The organism is Chimaeribacter coloradensis (assembly GCF_002858715.1).
Lineage (GTDB): Bacteria > Pseudomonadota > Gammaproteobacteria > Enterobacterales > Enterobacteriaceae > Chimaeribacter > Chimaeribacter coloradensis.
This window is the reverse complement of the sequence record NZ_PJZH01000002.1, coordinates 379,899-398,938: the sequence shown is the minus strand read 5'-3', so window position 1 is coordinate 398,938 and position 19,040 is coordinate 379,899. Positions and strand designations below refer to the sequence as shown.

The following is a 19,040-nucleotide window of genomic DNA, read 5'->3' as shown; positions in this document are numbered from 1 at the left end:
GAATGCGCCGCAAGCCGCGGCCTGCCGCACAAAATGAAAAAGGGGAGTAAAACGCCAACAGATGAGCCGGGACAGGCAGTTAGCCATTGTTCCGGCGGCGCGGGCTGGGGTATTATGGCGCGCTATTGTTTTGCCGCCGTCCGCGCCCTGCTGCGCAACGGGGTAATGTGGGTTTAAGGTTGATTAACCTGAACGTATATTCACCGAGCCATCCGGCTGCGCTGGCGCAGGCAGATGTTTATCCCTTAGTTGTACCGCTACCTATATGGCAAAAGAACAAACGGATCGCACCACGCTGGATCTGTTCGCAGATGACCGTCGCCCGGGCCGCCCCAAAACCAACCCGCTCTCCCGTGATGAACAGCTGAGAATTAATAAGCGGAATCAATTACGGCGCGATAAAGTTCGCGGCTTGCGGCGGGTGGAGTTGAAAATCAATGCGGACGCGGTGGATGCGCTCAATAAGCTCGCTGAGCAGCAGAACATCAGCCGCAGCGAACTGATTGAGCAGATGTTGCTGGAACAGTTGCGCAAACAACAGGCTGAATCCTGACGGCCTGTTGTTTGCGCCCTGCCCCTCCCAAAACCGGTGGTGAACCCTGTTCACCACCGGTTTTGTTTTGGAAGGCCGGTGTCAGCGGCGATTAAAAGGTTTCCCAGTTATCCTGAGCGGACGCCGGGGTGCGGGCGCTGACCGCGGCCACGCTTTTCACCGGCGCAGCGACCGCCGCCGGGGCGCGCACCACGCCGTCACGCAGGGTAAAGGTGGCGACGGTCTGGTTCAGCACCGCGGCCTGCTCCTCCAGGGACAGGGCAGCCTGAGAGGCCTGCTCCACCAGCGCGGCGTTCTGCTGGGTGACGCTGTCCATCTCCGTGACCGCCAGCGCGACCTGGCTGATGCCTTTGCTTTGCTCGTCAGACGCGGAGGCGATCTCCCCCATAATGTTCGTGACGTGGGTAATGGACTGGACGATGTCCCCCATCGTCTGGCCGGCGCTCTCCACCAGTCTGGAGCCGCTGTCCACCCGGGTGACCGATTCGCTGATCAGGTTTTCAATCTCTTTCGCCGCCTGGGCACTGCGCTGCGCCAGGTTGCGCACTTCGCTGGCGACCACGGCAAACCCACGCCCCTGCTCACCGGCACGGGCAGCCTCTACCGCGGCGTTCAGTGCCAGGATGTTGGTCTGGAAGGCGATGCTGTTAATCACGGTGGTGATTTCAGCGATCTTCTTCGAGCTGCCGGAGATCTCCTGCATGGTGCGGACGACGTCAGCCACAATCTGCCCGCCTTTCTGGGCGGTGACAGAGGCGGTGCTGGCCAGCTGGCTGGCGTGGTGCGCGTTGTCGGCGTTGTGTTTCACCGTGGCGGTGAGCTGTTCCATGCTGGCGGCGGTCTCTTCCAGCGCCGAGGCCTGCTCTTCGGTGCGTGAGGAGAGATCGTTGTTGCCCGCAGAGATTTCAGACGCACCCTGATAGATGTTGTCGGAACAGGTGCGGATCGTTGTCACGGTGGTGGCCAGGCTGTTCTGCATGTCGCGCAGCGGCGGGATCAGTTTACCGACGCAGTTGTTGCCGAAATCGTGCAGCTCCTTGCCCAGGTTGCCGTTGGCAATCGCGGCAAACTGTGCCTGCAGGATGCCCAGCGGTTTCACCAGCGCCATCGCCAGATAGCGGTCAGTGGCAAGCAGCAGCAGGATGCCGAAGGTCAGCGCCGTAATCAGGATCACTTTGCTGGTCGAGGCGATGTTGTGGAAATCCACTTTGGAGGCATCGATCTTCGCAGAGGCCTGTTTGGTATAACGGGTGTTGGAGACCGAGAACTGGCGGCTCAGTACCGGGACAGTGACTTTGGCCAGCTGGCGGTAGCCCGCCATGTCGCCGCTTTTCGCCGCCTGATAGAGCGGGCGGACGCCCTGCTCGATCAGCGCTTCCCAATCCTCGGTGACCTGCCTGACCACGTCAGCATCAATGCCGGCATTGCCGATTTTTTTGAAGTCGCTGTAGGCACCCTGCAAATTGGCCAGCGCCTTGGCGGCGGGCTCAAAATCGGGGTTTGGCTCATTGGCGGCCACGCTGTCCACTGCGCGCGCCAGGCGGGTGACAGTACGGAAATATTGATCGTTGCCATGGTTAATCAGATCAATGTTCTGTACCAGTAACGCGCTGGCCTCGGTGGTGTCAGTGAGTTTATTCAGAGAGATGACGGTATAGGCCGCCACCCCGCCCCACAGGACGCAAAATGTACCCAGTACCCACAACAGGGCGGTACGGATGGTGATGTTTTTTAAAAACTGCACATTTCCTCTCTTGAAACAGAGCGTTTCAGGCTGAACAACATGGATCCGGGCAGGTGCTCCCTGATCCAAGGTTGATAAGACAGAAACGGGGGTTCCTGCCGGATAAGGTGAAGGACGCTTCCCCCACTACTTTTCTGGTATCGGCATGGCACGGGTAACGTTTAGCCTTTGTGGCAAATATTCACGCAGGGAAATTACCTGTTAACCGGGGCAGAAATCAGCCGTTTGATAACCCAGGGAAATAACCGTCAGCACACAAAGGCGATAACACCTGCGCTATTTGGCCGATAGAATATTTCCCCATTCTGGCTGTTGCACAGGTTCACCGGGCCCCCGGAACGCGGGCCGGGCGGCGTGATGATGTTCACCCGGCGGTGACTTTGCTATCATCAACGGCATCAGTGCCTGTCAGCGGCAGGTTTATCAATTAAGAACAAGAGGTTAGAGAAGCATATGGCCGTAGTGGGAATCTTCTTCGGGTCCGATACCGGAAACACGGAAAACATCGCCAAAATGATCCAGAAGCAACTGGGCAACGATGTTGCCGAGGTGCACGACATCGCCAAAAGCAGCAAGGAAGATCTGGAAAAGTTCGACATCCTGCTGCTGGGCATCCCGACCTGGTACTACGGCGAAGCGCAATGTGACTGGGATGACTTCTTCCCGACGCTGGAAGAGATCGATTTCGAGGGCAAACTGGTGGCGCTGTTTGGCTGCGGCGACCAGGAAGATTACGCCGAGTATTTCTGTGATGCGATGGGTACCGTGCGTGACATCATCGAACCGCGCGGCGCGGTGCTGGTCGGCCACTGGCCAACCGAAGGCTACCACTTTGAAGCCTCCAAAGGGCTGGCAGATGAGTCCCACTTCATCGGCCTGGCGATTGATGAAGACCGCCAACCGGAACTCACCAACGAACGCGTTGATGCGTGGGTGAAGCAGATTACCCAGGAGCTGAGCCTGGCGGAAATCATCGGTTAATGCCCCCCGGCCCCGGCGGTTGATTTTCAACCAAAAGGGCCCGTTTCCCCCTGCCCGGCACCGAAATATTGGCTACAAGTTTGTAACTTTATCCAGTATCGGGGTACACTGGGCACCGCGTATTTCCTATCCATCAACGTGTTGCAAAAGTAGCCCGCAACGACCACAACGCAAGCAGGGTAAGCAGGCGGCGTTTTCATTTTGAGCGGCTCAGTTCTATAATGAGACGCAACTAAAACCTTTGCGCCGACCGATGTCATAGGCTGTATGCCTTAACGTGAATAGCATAGTAACAGGACAGAATCCGCATGACTGACAATAACACCGCATTAAAAAAGGCCGGCCTGAAAGTCACGCTTCCGCGACTCAAGATCCTGGAAGTGTTACAAGATCCGACCTGCCACCACGTCAGTGCGGAAGACCTTTATAAGAAGCTGATCGACATGGGCGAAGAGATTGGCCTGGCCACGGTTTACCGCGTGCTGAACCAATTTGATGATGCCGGCATTGTCACCCGCCACAACTTTGAAGGCGGCAAGTCTGTTTTCGAACTGACTCAGCAGCACCACCACGATCACCTGATCTGCCTGGATTGCGGAAAAGTGATCGAATTCAGCGATGAATCCATTGAGATCCGTCAGCGTGAGATTGCCAAGAAACACGGTATTAAGCTCACCAACCATAGCCTCTACCTCTATGGCCATTGTGAAGCCGGTGACTGCCGCGAAAACGAAGGATTGCACGAGAAGTAAGGTTGCACGGGGCGCCGGGTGCGCTCCTGACCGCTGACCATAAAACCGCATTGATGCGGTTTTTTTTCGCCTGTTTTCCGGCCCCTTTCCCCTGCCCCGACGAGCCGTGACAAAAAGGCGCGGCGATAAAAAAGCCCCGACTTACCGGGGCTGGGCTGAAGGGATGCGATACGACGGCCGGCCGTTACAGGCTGACCTGCTCGCTGCGGCTGCTGCGTTTGCCGTCCGGGCTGAGGGTGCGTACCCAGACCCCTTTTTCAACGTTCGGTTTGGCCTCTGCCTGATAGTTTTGCCAGGTTACGCCATCCTGCGAGTACTGGATGGTGAGGCCGGGCAGCGCCACGTTCGCCTCCAGCCGGCCGTTGACAATCCGCGCGCCCGGCACCGGCAGGCGATACGCCACGCCCTGCCGGTCAAGCCTGGCGATTTCACGCTGCCCCATCAGGTTGGCGAAGCGCTGCCAGTCTGCGGCCAGCGCGGCGCGGTCAACAAAGGTGGTTTTGCCGCCCTGGTATTCGCGGCCGGGCTGGTAAGGCAACTCCCAGCCCGCGCGGTGCCAGGCGCGCTCCGCCAGCACCATCAGGCGCGGATAGATGCGGTACTCCAGATCGCTGTCGGTGCGGATGGTTTCGCTCCACGCCTGCCCGGAGATCCCGTGCGCGCCCGGCCAGGGGAGATCGCCGCGGGCGGTGAAGGCGTTGCCGTCACGGTCAACGGAGGTTTCGGCATTCTGCGGCAAATTGTCCGGCGCGAAGCTGAAGATCTTGGCCTCGTCACTGAACCGCGTGGCCCAGTAGTAGCCCGGCTCGCGTGCGCTGACCTCATAGGGTTTATCAAAGTAGAGGTAATCGGGGTTGGAGAGCGTGATCTCATAGCCCTTGGCTGCCCACTCCCCGGCGCTCTGCGCGCCGCCCCAGTAGAGGGTGTCCCAGAAGTTGACCCCCACGCGCGGGGTCGCAAAGGCGCGGGCATCTTTCGCATCCTTCAGGCCATCCTGCCACGCCTGCATCCTGTCGATGCCGTGCGCCTTCACTTTCTTGCTCACCTCCACAGCAAAATAGCTGGAGAGATGATCGAAGGCCGTTGCCCCACCCGCTTTCACCAGCGCCTGACAGGCTTTAGATTTTGACCAGGGCAGATCCTCTTTGCTCAGGTCAATCGCCCCTTTTGTCGGGTCTGCCGGTGCGTTGAGATCCTGGTAGCCCGGCCCGAGGCGGATATTTTTCGCCTCATCACCGCCGAAGTGCCAGGTGGTGAGCGGCTGCCCCGCCTCACGGTGCATGGCGGCAATCTCGCCAATCACCTTGTCGACAAAGCGCAGCGACGACGGCATACAGGGGTTGAGGTAACTGCGGCGGTCGTAATACTGCACTGAGGTGGTGTTTGAGGTGTCTGTCGGGTCGAGCAGCCGGTACTCATCGGCGGCCTCCGGTTTCCCGGCCTGTTGCAGCCGCTGGTAACGCGCCTCCATCGAAACCACCGCCGCCCTGGCGTGGGCCGGCATATCAATTTCCGGGATCACGGTAATCTGCCGCGCCTGGGCATACTTCACTATCTCGATGTAGTCCGCCCGGCTGAAATAGCCGCTGCCGTTATTGTTGCTGAAGGGGCCGGAACCCAGTTGCGGCAGCAGGCAACGCGTCTCGGCCAGGTCATGGCAGCGCTTGCTGCCAATCTCTGTCAGCTCCGGCAGGCCGGGGATCTCAAGCCGCCAGCCTTCGTCATCGCTCAGGTGGAACTGGAAGGTATTGAGCTTATAGGCGGCCATCTCATCCAGCAGCCGCAATACGGCTGCTTTACTGTGAAAATTGCGGCCGACATCCATGTGCATGCCGCGGTAGAGGAAGCGCGGCGCATCTTCGGCGGTCAGCCGGGCGATACGTTTTTCGCCTTTGACCGGCAACAGCGACAGCATCGACTGCACGCCGTAGAAAACGCCGCTGTGGTCATAACCCACAACCTCCGCCCCGCGCTCCCCGATGGTCAGCCGGTAAGCGCCGTTAACCGCCAGCGTGCCGCTGAAGGCCGTGTGGTCGATCCGGGTGGTGAGCGGGTAGCCGCCGGGCTGCTCAGGCAGGCCCAGCAGCGCCATGCGCGCCCGCACCGCCTGCTGGGACGCCACCGGCAGTGCCGTGAGATCGGCCTTCAGCCCCTTGTCGAGTACCACATCATTGGGGTGTACCTTCACCTGCAATGGCGTCGGCATAATCTGCCCGCGTAATGCAGAGGCGGGCAACAGCGTAACGTCACGGTTTTTCACAAAGCGGGTGGTGGGGGTCATCGCAATGTTGTTATCGTCCGGCGCGCGCTTCAGGTTCGCCGGGGTGATCTCCGCCATAAACTGCGCGACGTCCTCGGTGTCGGTGTTGCTGATGATTTTCGGCTCCGCGCCCCCGGCCGTTACATACCAGCGCGGCATAATGTCGCTGTTGGCGACCTGCCAGTACTCCAGCACCAGCGGGATCGCCGTGCGGCTGTTGGCCGAAAAGCCCTGGAAAGCAGCCGTCGGCGCCAGCCGGTGGAGATCGCCGGTCAGGCGCGTGACGGTAAAACGCGGATCGTTAACCTGCAGCACCGGGCGGATGCTGCTGAAATAGATCGCCCAGTCACGGGCGTTGACGGCCGCGCCGGGGTTGGTCAGCGTCAGGGTCACGCTGTTGCAGGAGGCCCAGTCCGCGCCGAGCGCGCGGCAGTCGATGCCGTGGCCGTTGGCCTGGTTGTCATTGATTTGGTAATTCAGGGTGAAACGGCTGATCTCATCCACCGTCTGCTGGCTCGCCTGTGACGGTGCGGCGAGCATCAGGGAGGCCACGCTGGCGGCCAGGGTAGTACGCAGGAAACGTGTTTTCATGCTGAACCTCATCCATTGGCGGCAGGCATCCCGCCCGGCAGGGCGATGCGCCACAGCCGCACGGTTAAAATACGGTGAACGGTGCAATCACCATAAATTTGATATCTTTTTCATCCTGGAAAATGTTGCCGTAGCCGCCGCTCCAGCTCGGCAGGTCTGAATGGTTGTTGTACTGGGTGTAATGCAGTTTGATTTGGGTATCTTTTGCGCGGCCCTCCTGTACGGTGTAGACCGCATCCAGGCTCCAGGCGCTCTCTTTCAGCCGCTGGCTCTGGTCATACATGGCGTTGGTGCTGGGCCGGGCATCCCAGGCGTAGACATAAGAGCCGCCCACCGACAGCCCCGGCAGTTGCCATTTTTTCAGGTCAACCATGACTCCCGCATACAGCGCCTTCTCCCCGTTGGCGTTGAAGTCGGAACGGTTATCCCACCAGATGTCTAACCGGCCGTTTGAGGTCGCGTAGGTGGGTGTCATACGTTGCAGGAAGTAGCCCTGATTCCCCTCTGCTTTCACCCAGGTGCCTTCCAGCCGCCAGGTCGCCGGGCCGGTTTCATAGCCGAACGTCAGCCCCTGCAACCAGGCCAGCCCGTCATAGAGGCTGTTTGGATCGTTTTTATCGCTGATACGATCTTCCGCACCGTAAAACTGGTAGCTGGCCGTCAGCGGGCTGCCGGCCACTTCGATCTTGTAAGATCCTTTCAGGAAGTATTGATCGACATAGCCTTCCGCCTGCCCGTAGGCCGCTTCCAGGATGAAATCATTTTTGAAATCATATTTCGCGCCGATGGAGTGCAGGTAATCCACGGCGGTCTTCTGGTCAGCCTGCCGGAAGCCGTCCGTTTCCAGATGCCACGGGGCTTTGTATTCATCCGCCCACATATAGGAGACGCTTAATTCACCGGCCTGCTGAAAATCGTGGCGGTAGCCCGCTTCGAGGCCGCGATAGGTGCCCGGCATAAAGCTCCAGTGTGGGGCCAGCAGCGTCTGCCCTTTCGGCTGGATATAACCGGCCTGCGCCCAGACACCGTGGGATTTGAACTTGGCGGCGGCCCGGTAGAGGCTGACGCCGCTTTTGTCGCCGCGGTAGTCCTCTTCATAGGCGCGGTTGTTGTCCGAGAACGCGATTTCGTTTGGGTGGCCGCTGTCACTGCTTTCCGCCAGCCTAATCGCGGTAAAGGCGGCCAGATCCAAGCCGAACATATCCCAGGCGTAGCCGGAGCTGAAATCGAGGTTAAGGTTGGCCGTGGCGTGTGACAGGTTGGTGGCGTAGCGATCGTAGTCAGGGTTAGTGATGGTGGTGACGCTGCCGTCCGGCTGGGTGGCGGTTTTGGTTGGGCTGAGATCTTTGCGGTCACGTTCACGCTGCCAGTAATAGAGGCCGCCGGACAGCGTGGAATCCTCAATAAACCCCTCTGCGCGCACCCCCGGGGAGTGTCCCCCTGCACTTCCCGCAATCAGACCGGCAATCAGCATTGCCGGCCCGTTACGCTTTCTGGTTGGCGTAACCATAGCAATTCCTCTTTGACGAAAAATAGACATCCGGCGAAACCCAGCCGGTAAACAAGCAGCGATACGGCGTGTCTGAAAGGGCTCAGACATGCCGTAATCTATTTTTCGCAACGCGAATTATCAATACAGATTGTGTGGGAATGTAGAGGTTTATGACAGATGACACAAAAACGGGGAGATCACGCCGCTTTCCGGTGCAGTGCACACTATTCAACTATATGAATGGCTTAAGAACTATAAAGCGTGGAAATGACTAAGCGGGCAATCATAGAGAGGAAAATGTGATCTCACAGGGAAACGGGCATTTTCCCTATCTTAATTTTCGACGAGAATAATGTCAGGCGAAAAAAAAGCGCGGCCTGAGCCACGCTTTTTTGCAGGTTACGACGGTCAGGCTGTGGCTTTTGCCGCCCAGGTATCCCGCAGGCCTACGGTGCGGTTAAACACCAGGTGTTCCGCGCTGGAGTAGCGGCTGTCGGCACAGAAGTAGCCTTCGCGCTCGAACTGATACGCCACTTCCGGTTGCGCCGTGGCCAGTGACGGCTCGACAAACCCGTGGGTAATCACCAGCGATTCCGGGTTAATGGTGGAGAGGAAGTCCTCTGCCAGGCCCGGGTTCGGCTCGTTGAACAGGCGGTCGTAGAGGCGGAATTCCGCCGGTACCGCGTGTGCCGCAGAGACCCAGTGGATCACGCCTTTCACTTTGCGGCCGTCTGCCGGGTCCTTGCTCAGGGTTTCCGGGTCATAGCTGCAGAAAATGGTGGTGACGTTACCTTCTGCATCTTTCTCAATGCGTTCCGCTTTAATCACGTAAGCATTGCGCAGGCGCACTTCCTTGCCCAGTACCAGACGCTTGTACTGTTTGTTGGCTTCTTCGCGGAAGTCAGCCTGATCGATGTAGATTTCACGGCTGAACGGCACGTCACGGCTGCCCATTTCCGGTTTGTTCGGATGGTTCGGCATGGTGACAGGCAGTTCTGCGCCCGCGTCAAAGTTCTCAATGATCACTTTAACCGGGTTGATAACCGCCATCGCGCGCGGCGCATCTTCGTTCAGCTCGTCACGGATGCAGGACTCCAGCGCCATCATCTCGACGTTGTTGGTCTGCTTGGTGACGCCGATACGGCGGCAGAATTCACGCACGGCCGCTGCGGTGTAACCACGGCGGCGCAGGCCGGAGATAGTCGGCATACGCGGGTCATCCCACCCTTCCACGATGTTCTCAGTCACCAGCAGGTTCAGCTTGCGCTTGGACATGATGGCGTACTCAAGGTTGAGACGTGAGAACTCATACTGGCGCGGGTGGCAAGGAATGGTGATGTTGTCCAGCACCCAGTCATACAGGCGGCGGTTGTCCTGGAATTCCAGGGTACACAGCGAGTGCGTAATCCCTTCCAGCGCATCGGAAATGCAGTGGGTAAAGTCATACATCGGGTAGATGCACCACTTTTTGCCGGTCTGGTGGTGTTCGGCAAATTTAATACGGTACAGCACCGGGTCACGCATCACGATGAACGGGGACGCCATGTCGATTTTGGCACGCAGGCAGGCTTTCCCTTCGGCAAAACCACCGTTGCGCATTTTTTCAAACAGCGCCATGTTCTCTTCGACGCTGCGGTCGCGGTAAGGGCTGTTTTTGCCCGGCGACGTCAGCGTGCCGCGGTATTCACGGATCTCATCCGGCGAGAGCTCGTCCACATAGGCCAGCCCTTTGCCGATCAGCTCTACCGCATAAGCGTGCAGCTGGTCGAAATAGTCGGAGGAGTAACGCACCGCGCCGCTCCACTCAAAGCCCAGCCACTGCACGTCACGCTTGATCGACTCCACAAACTCGATGTCTTCTTTGACCGGGTTGGTGTCATCAAAACGCAGGTTGCACTCGCCCTGATAATCTTTCGCAATGCCAAAGTTCAGGCAGATCGACTTGGCGTGGCCGATATGCAGGTAGCCGTTCGGCTCAGGCGGAAAACGGGTATGCACACTGTTGTGTTTACCGGATGCCAGATCTTCGTCAATAATCTGACGAATAAAATTTGTTGGGCGGGCTTCAGCCTCACTCATCTCTCTATTCCTCTATGCGAAAGCACTACTGATAACCGCTTATGTTCCAACAAGCCACGCTGGGACACAACCGTTTGTTGCAGAAAATCCGGCAGGCATGGCCACAGGCAAAAAAAACGGGAGGGGATCGATCCCCTCCCGTTTTCACGCGGTTGAAAAACCGGGTATTTAGTTACCTTGCAGATCAATCAGTTTCGTCTGGCCTGCCACGACCTGGCCTTCTGCCAGCGTGACCACGGCGGAGAACTCATCCGCATTGCTGATCACCACCGGGCTTATCATGGAACGCGCATTGGCATTCAGGTAGGCCAGATCCATCTCCAGCACCGGCTGCCCGGCGGTGACTTCCGTCCCCTCTTCCACCAGGCGGGTAAAGCCTTTACCGCCCAGCGTCACGGTGTCGATGCCCATATGCACCACAATTTCCGCACCGGCCGGGGTTTCAAGGCAGAACGCATGGTTGGTGTTGAAGATTTTCACCACCGTCCCGGCGGCCGGTGAGACCACCGTGCCGGCAGTCGGGCGGATAGCCACCCCCTCACCGACGGCGCCGCTGGCAAAGGCCTCATCCGGCACATCGGATAACGTCACCACCTCGCCGGTAATCGGTGAGACCAGGCTCTCGACAACGGCTTTGAGATTCGGGGCCGCCTGCGGCTGTTTCACCACGTTCACCACCGGCGCGTTACCTGTCGCCCCGCCTGCGGAGGCAGGCACCGGGCCGGCCGCCACCAGGCGTTTCATGCTGTCTGCGATCGATTCCGCTTTCGCGCCCACAATCACCTGAATGCTTTGCTTGTTGAGTTTCACCACGCCGGAGGCACCCAGGCGCTTACATTCCGCGTCATTGACCCGGCCCGCATCTTTCACGCTCAGGCGCAGGCGGGTGATACAGGCGTCAATACCTTTCAGGTTATCTGAGCCGCCAATGGCGCTGATATAGTTGCGGGACAACTCTGTCAGCCCCTCTTCCGTATTGCTGTTGGCCTCCGGGCGGGCCACGGTGGAGGCGTCTTCACGCCCCGGCGTTTTCAGGTTGAACATGCGGATCACCGCGCTGAACACCGCGAAGTAGACCACAAATGCCACCGCGCCCATCACCAGCAGCATCCAGACGTTGCTGCTGGCTGCCGGCAGGTTGTACATCAGCGCGTAGTCGATGGCCCCGGCAGAGAAGGAGAACCCGGCGTGAATGCCCAGCATGGTCGCCACAAACAAACTGATGCCGGTCAGCAGCGCATGGAGCAGATAGAGCAGCGGGGCCAGGAACATGAACAGGAATTCCAGCGGCTCCGTCACCCCGGTCAGGAAGGCGGTCACGGCAACGGACAGCAGCATCCCGCCCACCATCGGGCGGCGCGCTTTAGGGGCCGCCAGGTACATCGCCAGCGCCGCGCCCGGCAGGCCGAACATCATGATCGGGAAGAAGCCGGACATAAACATCCCGGCGGTGGCGTCACCGGCATAGAAGCGGTTGATGTCACCGTGGAACACCGTACCGGCCGCGTTGGTGAAGTCACCAATCTGGAACCAGGCAATGGTGTTCAGCACCTGGTGCAACCCGGTCGGGATCAGCAGGCGGTTAACGAAGCCGAAGATACCGGCACCCAGCGCACCAGCCGACACGATCCACTCCCCGCCTGCGCGGATGGCATCCTGCACCGGCGGCCAGACGTAACCGAAAATCGCTGCCAGAATCAGGCAGAAGAAGCCGGTAGCAATCGGCACAAAGCGTTTACCGCCGAAGAAGCTGAGGAAGTCCGGCAGTTTAATGTCAGCCCAGCGGTTGTAGACCATCCCGCCCACCAGCCCAGTGATGATCCCGGAGAGCACCCCCATATTCACGGCCGGGTTGATGGTCACCATCGCCTTGGTCAAGACAAAATAACCGACCGCACCGGCCAGCGCCGCAGAGCCGGCATTGTCTTTAGACCAGGTGGACGCCACCCCGATGGCGAAAATCAGCGCCAGGTTATCGAAAATTGCCCCGCCCGCCTGGGCGATAAAGGGCATGTTGAGTAAGTCCGGCTGACCGAACCGCAGTAACAGCGCGGCGACCGGCAACACGGCGATAGGTAACTGTAATGACCTGCCTAACCGCTGAAAAAATCCAAGAATATTCACCATTTCCCCCTATATGTCCGCTGCCGGACGATGCAAGCAGTGTCAGCACACAACGACTACTCTTACTCTATTAACGCAACTGCTACGCGGAGTGTAAAAAAATTAATTCGTATCGCAAATTAAAAGCGGAGATTCTGTGATAAAAATCACCAAAAATCACACTACGGCAGGCAAATTGCTGGTCATGTCTGAAAACTTATTTTATTATTAAAAAAATGACTGCAGCCCGAGGCTGTGCCGGTACTGCGGGGCCGGAACCAGGGTATTCCCCTTGCCGTCGCCCGCGGTAGTATATCTTTATTTCAAGCATTTAAGAGGTGAATGATGAGATTAATCCCACTAAAATCAACCGCTGACGTGGGCAAATGGGCGGCACGGCATATTGTTAACCGCATTAACGCGTTCAAGCCGACCGCCGATCGTCCTTTCATTCTCGGCCTGCCTACCGGCGGCACGCCCCTCGAAGCCTACAAACACCTTATCGCCATGCATAAAGCAGGCCAGGTCAGCTTTAAGCACGTGGTGACCTTTAACATGGATGAGTACGTCGGGCTGCCGCAGGAACACCCGGAAAGCTACCACACCTTTATGTACCGCAACTTCTTTGACCACGTTGACATCCCGCACGAAAACATCAACCTGCTCAACGGCAATGCAGACGACGTGGATGCCGAGTGCCGCAATTACGAAGCGAAAATTAAGTCCTACGGCAAAATTAACCTGTTTATGGGCGGCGTCGGCAATGACGGCCATATTGCCTTTAATGAACCGGCTTCGTCACTGGCGTCGCGCACCCGCATCAAAACCCTGACGGAAGAGACGCGTATCGCCAACTCCCGTTTCTTTGGCGGCGATGTCAGCCAGGTGCCGAAATATGCCCTGACCGTGGGCGTCGGTACCCTGCTGGATGCGGAAGAGGTGATGATTCTGGTGACCGGCCACCTGAAAGCCCAGGCGCTTCAGGCCGCCGTTGAAGGCAACATCAACCATATGTGGACCATCAGCTGCCTGCAGCTGCACCCGAAAGCGGTCATGGTGTGTGATGAGCCGTCCACCATGGAACTCAAAGTGAAAACCGTGAAATATTTCCGCGAGCTGGAAGCGGAAAACATGAAAGACCTGTAATCTCTGCGGCGCCCGGCGGGCCATTCCTGCCTGTGGCTGAGCAGATGTTAATCAGTAAAGAGAATGTAATCAGGGGGCACAGATGTACGCGTTAATTCACGGGCGGCTTTATACCGGCCACGATGTTCTTGATGGCCATGCCGTCGTGGTTGAAAACGGGCTGATCAGCAAAATCTGCCCGGAAGCGGAGCTGCCGGCAGGCATTAAGACCCACGATCTGGGCGGCGCGAACCTGGCTCCCGGGTTTATTGACCTGCAGCTCAACGGCTGCGGCGGTGTGCAATTCAATGACTCGCTGGACGCCATCTCCGAAAAGACGCTGGAGATTATGCAGAAAGCCAATGAGCGCTCGGGCTGCACCAGCTTCCTGCCGACCCTCATCACCTGCAGTGATGACTATATGAAGCACGGTATCGCCGTGATGCGCGCTTACCTGCAAACCCACCAGAATCAGGCGCTGGGCCTGCATCTGGAAGGGCCGTACCTTAACCCGCTGAAAAAAGGTACGCACAACCCGGACTTCATCCGCACCCCGGATGACGCCATGATCGATTACCTGTGTGACAACGCCGACGTGATCACCAAAGTCACCCTGGCCCCGGAACGGGTCGATGACGCCGTGATCCGCCGCCTGACTGCCGCCGGCATTGTGGTTTCCGCCGGGCACTCCAACGCCACCTATGACGAGGCGCGCCGGGGCTTTGCCGCGGGCGTCAGCTTCTCGACCCACCTCTACAACGCGATGCCGTACCTGACCGGCCGCGAGCCGGGCCTGATGGGGGCGATTTTCGACACGCCGGAGGTCTACAGCGGCATTATCGCTGACGGGCTGCATGTGGCGTGGGCCAGCATCCGCAATGCCAAACGCCTGAAAGGTGACAAACTGGTGCTGGTCACCGACGCCACCGCCCCGGCGGGCGGCAACATTGATCAGTTCATTTTTGCCGGTAAAACAATATACTATCGCGATGGGCTGTGCGTGGATGACAACGGTACGCTGAGCGGATCGGCACTGACCATGATCGAAGCGGTACAGAACAGCGTCGAACATGTGGGTATCCCCCTGGATGAAGCGTTGCGTATGGCAACCCTCTATCCGGCACGGGCTATTGGCATGGCGTCTGCGCTGGGCTCGCTGGAGGTCGGCAAGGTCGCCAACCTGACAGCCTTTGACCGTGATTTCCATATCACCAACACTTTCGTCAACGGCAACGAAGTGTAACCATGAGCGGGTAATGTGTAGATGACCACCGGCGGACAGACACAAATCGGGAATGTTGATCTGGTTAAGCAGTTGAATGGCGCCGCGGTCTACCGCCTGATCGACCAGCAAGGGCCGATTTCACGCATCCAGATTGCGGAACTGAGCCAGCTGGCCCCGGCCAGCGTCACGAAAATTACCCGCCAGCTGCTGGAGCGCGGGCTGATCCGCGAAGTGGATCAGCAAGCCTCCACCGGCGGCCGCCGCGCCATCTCCATCATTACCGAAACCCGCCACTTCCATACCCTGGCTGTGCGGCTGGGCCGCCACGATGCCACCCTGACCCTGTATGACATGAGCGGCAAGGCGCTGGGTGAGGAGCACTCTCCCCTGCCCCAGCGCACCCAGGAAACGCTGGAAAACGCCCTGTGTGAGGCCATCGCCGCCTTTATTGAACGTTACCAGCGTAAAATGCGCGAGCTGATCGCCATCGCGGTGATCCTGCCCGGCCTGGTTGACCCGGATAAGGGCGTGGTGCGCTATATGCCGCACATCAGCGTCGATAACTGGCGGCTGGTGGACACGCTGCAACAGCGGTTTAACGTCACCAGCTTTGTGGGCCATGATATTCGCAGCCTGGCGCTGGCTGAGCACTACTTTGGTGCAACGCGCGACTGCGATGACTCTATTCTGGTTCGTTTGCATCGCGGTACCGGCGCAGGCATTCTGGTGAACGGCCAGATCTTTCTCGGCAGTAACGGTAACGTGGGCGAAATCGGCCATATTCAGGTTGACCCGCTCGGCGAACGCTGCCATTGCGGCAACTTTGGCTGCCTGGAGACCATTGCGGCCAACGCCGCGATTGAGAACCGGGTGCGCCATCTCCTGACCCAGGGTTACCCCAGCAAGCTGACGCTGGACGATTACAGCATCAGCGCTATCTGCAAAGCCGCCAACCGCGGCGACCCGCTGGCCACCGAAGTGATTGAGAATGTGGGCCGCTATCTGGGCAAAGCGATCGCCATTGCCATCAATCTCTTCAATCCACAAAAAGTGGTGATTGCCGGGGAAATTACCGAGGCCCAAAAGGTGTTGCTGCCGGCGATTCAGGCCTGTATCACCACCCAGGTGCTGAAAGATTTCCGCAAAAATTTACCGGTAGTGACCTCTGAACTGAATCATCGCTCCTCGATCGGTGCGTTCGCGCTGGCAAAACGCGCCATGCTGAATGGCGTGTTGCTGCAGCGCCTGCTGGAATCCTGACCCTCCCGGACGCAACGCTGGCCTATACTGTTGACCTCCGGCACGGCTGACCCGCCGTGTATGGGCCGCTTTGCTTTCAACCCAACGTGAGTATGCAAGCCAATGACGATAAAAAACGTGATTTGTGATATTGACGGCGTGTTGATGCACGACAACACCGCCGTCCCCGGTGCCGACCTCTTCCTGGCGCGCGTACAAGAGCAGGGCATGCCGCTGGTGATCCTGACGAACTACCCGTCGCAGACCGCCCAGGACCTGGCGAACCGTTTTCTGGCCGCTGGTATCGAGGTGCCTGAGAGCGCCTTCTTCACCTCTGCGATGGCAACGGCCGATTTCCTGCGCCGTCAGGAGGGCAAAAAAGCCTTTGTGATTGGCGAAGGGGCCCTGATTCATGAGCTCTATAAAGCAGGCTTCACCATTACTGACATCAATCCCGATTTTGTGATTGTCGGTGAAACGCGCTCCTATAATTTCGACATGATCCACAAGGCCGCCTATTTCGTCTCCCAGGGCGCACGCTTCATCGCCACCAACCCCGATACCCACGGGCGCGGTTTTTTCCCGGCCTGCGGCGCACTCTGCGCGCCGATTGAAAAAATCACCGGCCGTCAGCCTTTTTACGTGGGGAAACCCAGCCCGTGGATTATCCGCTCCGCCCTGAACAAGATGCAGGCGCACTCCGAGGAGACGGTGATCGTCGGCGATAACCTGCGTACCGATATTCTGGCCGGTTTTCAGGCCGGGCTGGAGACGATTCTGGTGCTCTCCGGCGTCTCTACCTTGAGCGATATCGATGCGATGCCGTTCCGGCCGACCTGGATTTACCCGTCGGTCGCCGAAATTGATGTGATTTGACAGCAGGGTCTGGCGTCCGCCAGGCCCTTTTTTTATCCCGCTGCGTTTTTATGGCTTCCCCGGCCAACCCGTTAAAAATTGCATAATCGATAATTTATCTGCCTTAAAAATAGTGATCCGCTAAAAATTCAGGGTGGCCGATGAACTATTTTTCCCGGCGGCGTTAAACCTCTTGCATCACCTGCGGCTTTTGGCGCATGTTCTTTATCAGACCCGCAGCCAGGGTGATGGCCACGCCGCCTCCCCTGCTTTACCCGCTGCGTCACCCCATTGTTACCGTCCGAGAAATGCGTTAGGGAGAGTTATATGTGTTCTATTTTTGGTGTGCTCGATATCAAGACAGACGCGGCTGAACTGCGTAAAAAAGCGCTGGAGCTGTCCCGTCTGATGCGCCACCGCGGCCCGGACTGGTCCGGCGTGTATGCGGGTGAGAAAGCCATTCTGGCGCATGAGCGTCTCTCGATTGTGGACGTCAACACCGGCGCACAACCTCTCTATAACGCGGCACATACCCATGTTCTGGCCGTTAACGGCGAGATCTATAACCATCAGGCACTGCGTCAGGAGCTGGGCGACCGTTACGCGTTCCAGACCGGTTCTGACTGTGAAGTCATCCTGGCGCTGTATCAGGAAAAGGGGCCGGACTTCCTGGATGAACTCCAGGGCATGTTCGCCTTTATCCTGTATGACACAGAGAAAGACGCCTACCTGGTCGGCCGCGATCACCTGGGCATCATCCCGCTCTATATGGGCCATGACGAGCACGGCAACCTGTTTGTCGCGTCAGAGATGAAATCCCTGGTGCCGGTCTGCAAAACCATTCAGGAATTCCCGGCCGGCAGCTACCTGTGGAGCCAGAACGGCAAGGTGCAGGAGTACTATCGCCGTGACTGGTTCGACTATGACAACGTTAAAGACAACGCAACGGATGCCGCGGCCCTGCGCAACGCGCTGGAAGAGTCGGTAAAAAGCCACCTGATGTCTGACGTGCCGTACGGCGTGCTGCTCTCCGGCGGCCTGGACTCCTCCATCATCTCGGCCATCACCAAGAAATTCGCCGGCCGCCGGGTGGAAGATGATAACCGCAGCGAAGCCTGGTGGCCGCAGTTGCACTCCTTCGCCGTGGGCCTGGAAGGCTCGCCGGATCTGCGCGCCGCCAAAGAGGTGGCCGGCCACCTGGGCACGGTTCACCACGAGATCCACTTCACCGTGCAGGAAGGGCTGGATGCGATCCGGGATGTGATTTATCACATTGAAACTTATGACGTCACTACCATCCGCGCGTCCACGCCGATGTACCTGATGTCACGCAAGATCAAGGCGATGGGCATCAAAATGGTGCTCTCGGGTGAAGGGGCGGATGAAGTGTTCGGCGGCTATCTCTACTTCCATAAAGCGCCGAACGCCAAAGAGTTCCACGAAGAGACCGTGCGCAAACTGCTGGCCCTGCATATGTATGACTGCGCCCGTGCCAACAAGGCGATGTCCGCCTGGGGTGTCGAAGCGCGTGTACCGTTCCTGGACAAAAAATTCCTGGACGTGGCCATGCGTATCAACCCGAAAGACAAGATGTGCGGCAACGGCAAGATGGAGAAGCACATTCTGCGTGAGTGTTTCGAATCTTACCTGCCGGAGAGCGTGGCCTGGCGGCAGAAAGAGCAGTTCTCGGACGGCGTCGGTTACAGCTGGATCGACACACTGAAAGAGGTGGCGGCGCAACAGGTCACCGATCAACAGCTGGAAACCGCCCGCTTCCGCTTCCCGTACAACACGCCGGTTTCCAAAGAGGCGTACCTGTACCGCACGATCTTTGAAGAGCTGTTCCCGGTGCCGAGCGCCGCGGAGTGTGTGCCGGGCGGCCCGTCAGTGGCCTGTTCGTCAGCCAAGGCGATTGAATGGGATGAATCCTTCAAAAAGATGGATGATCCTTCCGGCCGTGCCGTGGGCGTGCACCAGTCCGCCTATTAAGGTCTCACTGAGGCAGGTTTTCCCGATAACGGGCCGCGCGCGGCCCGTTTTT

At 58.4% G+C, this 19,040-nt stretch carries 13 protein-coding genes; 8 read left to right on the top strand and 5 right to left on the bottom strand.

The features are described from left to right. Positions 1-265 precede the first annotated feature (265 nt). Entirely contained in the window at positions 266-553 is a 288-nt protein-coding gene (ybfE, locus tag CYR32_RS04145; RefSeq protein ID WP_072926284.1) for a LexA regulated protein, read from the top strand. A 91-nt stretch (positions 554-644) separates the two neighbouring features. On the opposite strand, the gene CYR32_RS04140 is transcribed toward ybfE, so the two are convergent. Then, a complete protein-coding gene (locus CYR32_RS04140; protein ID WP_101822841.1) occupies positions 645-2,297 on the bottom strand; it encodes a methyl-accepting chemotaxis protein in 1,653 nt (550 codons plus the stop codon). A 453-nt stretch (positions 2,298-2,750) separates the two neighbouring features. Between CYR32_RS04140 and fldA the strand changes: the two genes are divergently transcribed. After that, positions 2,751-3,278, top strand: coding sequence for a flavodoxin FldA (gene fldA / locus CYR32_RS04135; RefSeq protein ID WP_101822839.1), 528 nt, complete (start codon positions 2,751-2,753; stop codon positions 3,276-3,278). Between the two features lie 308 nt (positions 3,279-3,586). Next, positions 3,587-4,030: a ferric iron uptake transcriptional regulator gene (gene fur / locus CYR32_RS04130; protein ID WP_072926289.1), complete on the top strand. Its 444-nt coding sequence runs from the start codon at positions 3,587-3,589 to the stop codon at positions 4,028-4,030. Positions 4,031-4,214: 184 nt separating this feature from the next. Here the strand turns inward: fur and CYR32_RS04125 are convergent, their stop codons facing one another. From CYR32_RS04125 to nagE, 4 genes are all read right to left on the bottom strand, one after another. After that, positions 4,215-6,881 (bottom strand): beta-N-acetylhexosaminidase, encoded by a 2,667-nt coding sequence (locus CYR32_RS04125; RefSeq protein WP_101822837.1) that lies wholly within the window; start codon positions 6,879-6,881, stop codon positions 4,215-4,217. Positions 6,882-6,945: 64 nt separating this feature from the next. Continuing rightward, positions 6,946-8,391, bottom strand: coding sequence for a chitoporin ChiP (gene chiP, locus CYR32_RS04120; RefSeq protein ID WP_101822835.1), 1,446 nt, complete (start codon positions 8,389-8,391; stop codon positions 6,946-6,948). A 390-nt stretch (positions 8,392-8,781) separates the two neighbouring features. Next, positions 8,782-10,452 carry a glutamine--tRNA ligase gene (glnS, locus tag CYR32_RS04115; RefSeq protein ID WP_101822833.1) on the bottom strand — a complete coding sequence of 557 codons (1,671 nt, stop codon included), beginning with the start codon at positions 10,450-10,452 and terminating at the stop codon, positions 8,782-8,784. 168 nt (positions 10,453-10,620) lie between these two features. After that, positions 10,621-12,576 (bottom strand): PTS N-acetyl glucosamine transporter subunit IIABC, encoded by a 1,956-nt coding sequence (nagE, locus tag CYR32_RS04110; protein WP_101822985.1) that lies wholly within the window; start codon positions 12,574-12,576, stop codon positions 10,621-10,623. A 324-nt stretch (positions 12,577-12,900) separates the two neighbouring features. On the opposite strand from nagE, the gene nagB reads away from it, so the two are divergent. The 5 genes from nagB to asnB all read left to right on the top strand — a co-directional run bounded on the left by nagB (position 12,901) and on the right by asnB (position 18,988). Further along, positions 12,901-13,701, top strand: coding sequence for a glucosamine-6-phosphate deaminase (nagB, locus tag CYR32_RS04105; protein ID WP_101822831.1), 801 nt, complete (start codon positions 12,901-12,903; stop codon positions 13,699-13,701). Between the two features lie 82 nt (positions 13,702-13,783). Beyond that, positions 13,784-14,923, top strand: a complete 1,140-nt coding sequence (gene nagA, locus CYR32_RS04100; protein WP_101822829.1) for an N-acetylglucosamine-6-phosphate deacetylase — start codon at positions 13,784-13,786, stop codon at positions 14,921-14,923. Positions 14,924-14,944: 21 nt separating this feature from the next. Continuing rightward, positions 14,945-16,165, top strand: coding sequence for a DNA-binding transcriptional regulator NagC (nagC, locus tag CYR32_RS04095; protein WP_101822827.1), 1,221 nt, complete (start codon positions 14,945-14,947; stop codon positions 16,163-16,165). A gap of 102 nt (positions 16,166-16,267) precedes the next feature. Next, on the top strand, positions 16,268-17,020 hold the full coding sequence (locus tag CYR32_RS04090; protein ID WP_101822825.1) for an HAD-IIA family hydrolase: 753 nt from the start codon (positions 16,268-16,270) through the stop codon (positions 17,018-17,020). A gap of 306 nt (positions 17,021-17,326) precedes the next feature. Continuing rightward, on the top strand, positions 17,327-18,988 hold the full coding sequence (asnB, locus tag CYR32_RS04085) for an asparagine synthase B (protein WP_101822823.1): 1,662 nt from the start codon (positions 17,327-17,329) through the stop codon (positions 18,986-18,988). The last annotated feature ends 52 nt before the right edge of the window (positions 18,989-19,040 follow it).

Coding starts and splice junctions, on each gene's coding strand:
- CYR32_RS04125 (WP_101822837.1), bottom strand. CDS start 6,881: ATGAAAACACGTTTCCTGCGTACTACCCTGGCCGCCAGCGTGGCCTCC.
- nagB (WP_101822831.1), top strand. CDS start 12,901: ATGAGATTAATCCCACTAAAATCAACCGCTGACGTGGGCAAATGGGCG.
- chiP (WP_101822835.1), bottom strand. CDS start 8,391: ATGGTTACGCCAACCAGAAAGCGTAACGGGCCGGCAATGCTGATTGCC.
- fur (WP_072926289.1), top strand. CDS start 3,587: ATGACTGACAATAACACCGCATTAAAAAAGGCCGGCCTGAAAGTCACG.
- CYR32_RS04090 (WP_101822825.1), top strand. CDS start 16,268: ATGACGATAAAAAACGTGATTTGTGATATTGACGGCGTGTTGATGCAC.
- nagC (WP_101822827.1), top strand. CDS start 14,945: ATGACCACCGGCGGACAGACACAAATCGGGAATGTTGATCTGGTTAAG.
- asnB (WP_101822823.1), top strand. CDS start 17,327: ATGTGTTCTATTTTTGGTGTGCTCGATATCAAGACAGACGCGGCTGAA.
- ybfE (WP_072926284.1), top strand. CDS start 266: ATGGCAAAAGAACAAACGGATCGCACCACGCTGGATCTGTTCGCAGAT.
- fldA (WP_101822839.1), top strand. CDS start 2,751: ATGGCCGTAGTGGGAATCTTCTTCGGGTCCGATACCGGAAACACGGAA.
- nagA (WP_101822829.1), top strand. CDS start 13,784: ATGTACGCGTTAATTCACGGGCGGCTTTATACCGGCCACGATGTTCTT.
- glnS (WP_101822833.1), bottom strand. CDS start 10,452: ATGAGTGAGGCTGAAGCCCGCCCAACAAATTTTATTCGTCAGATTATT.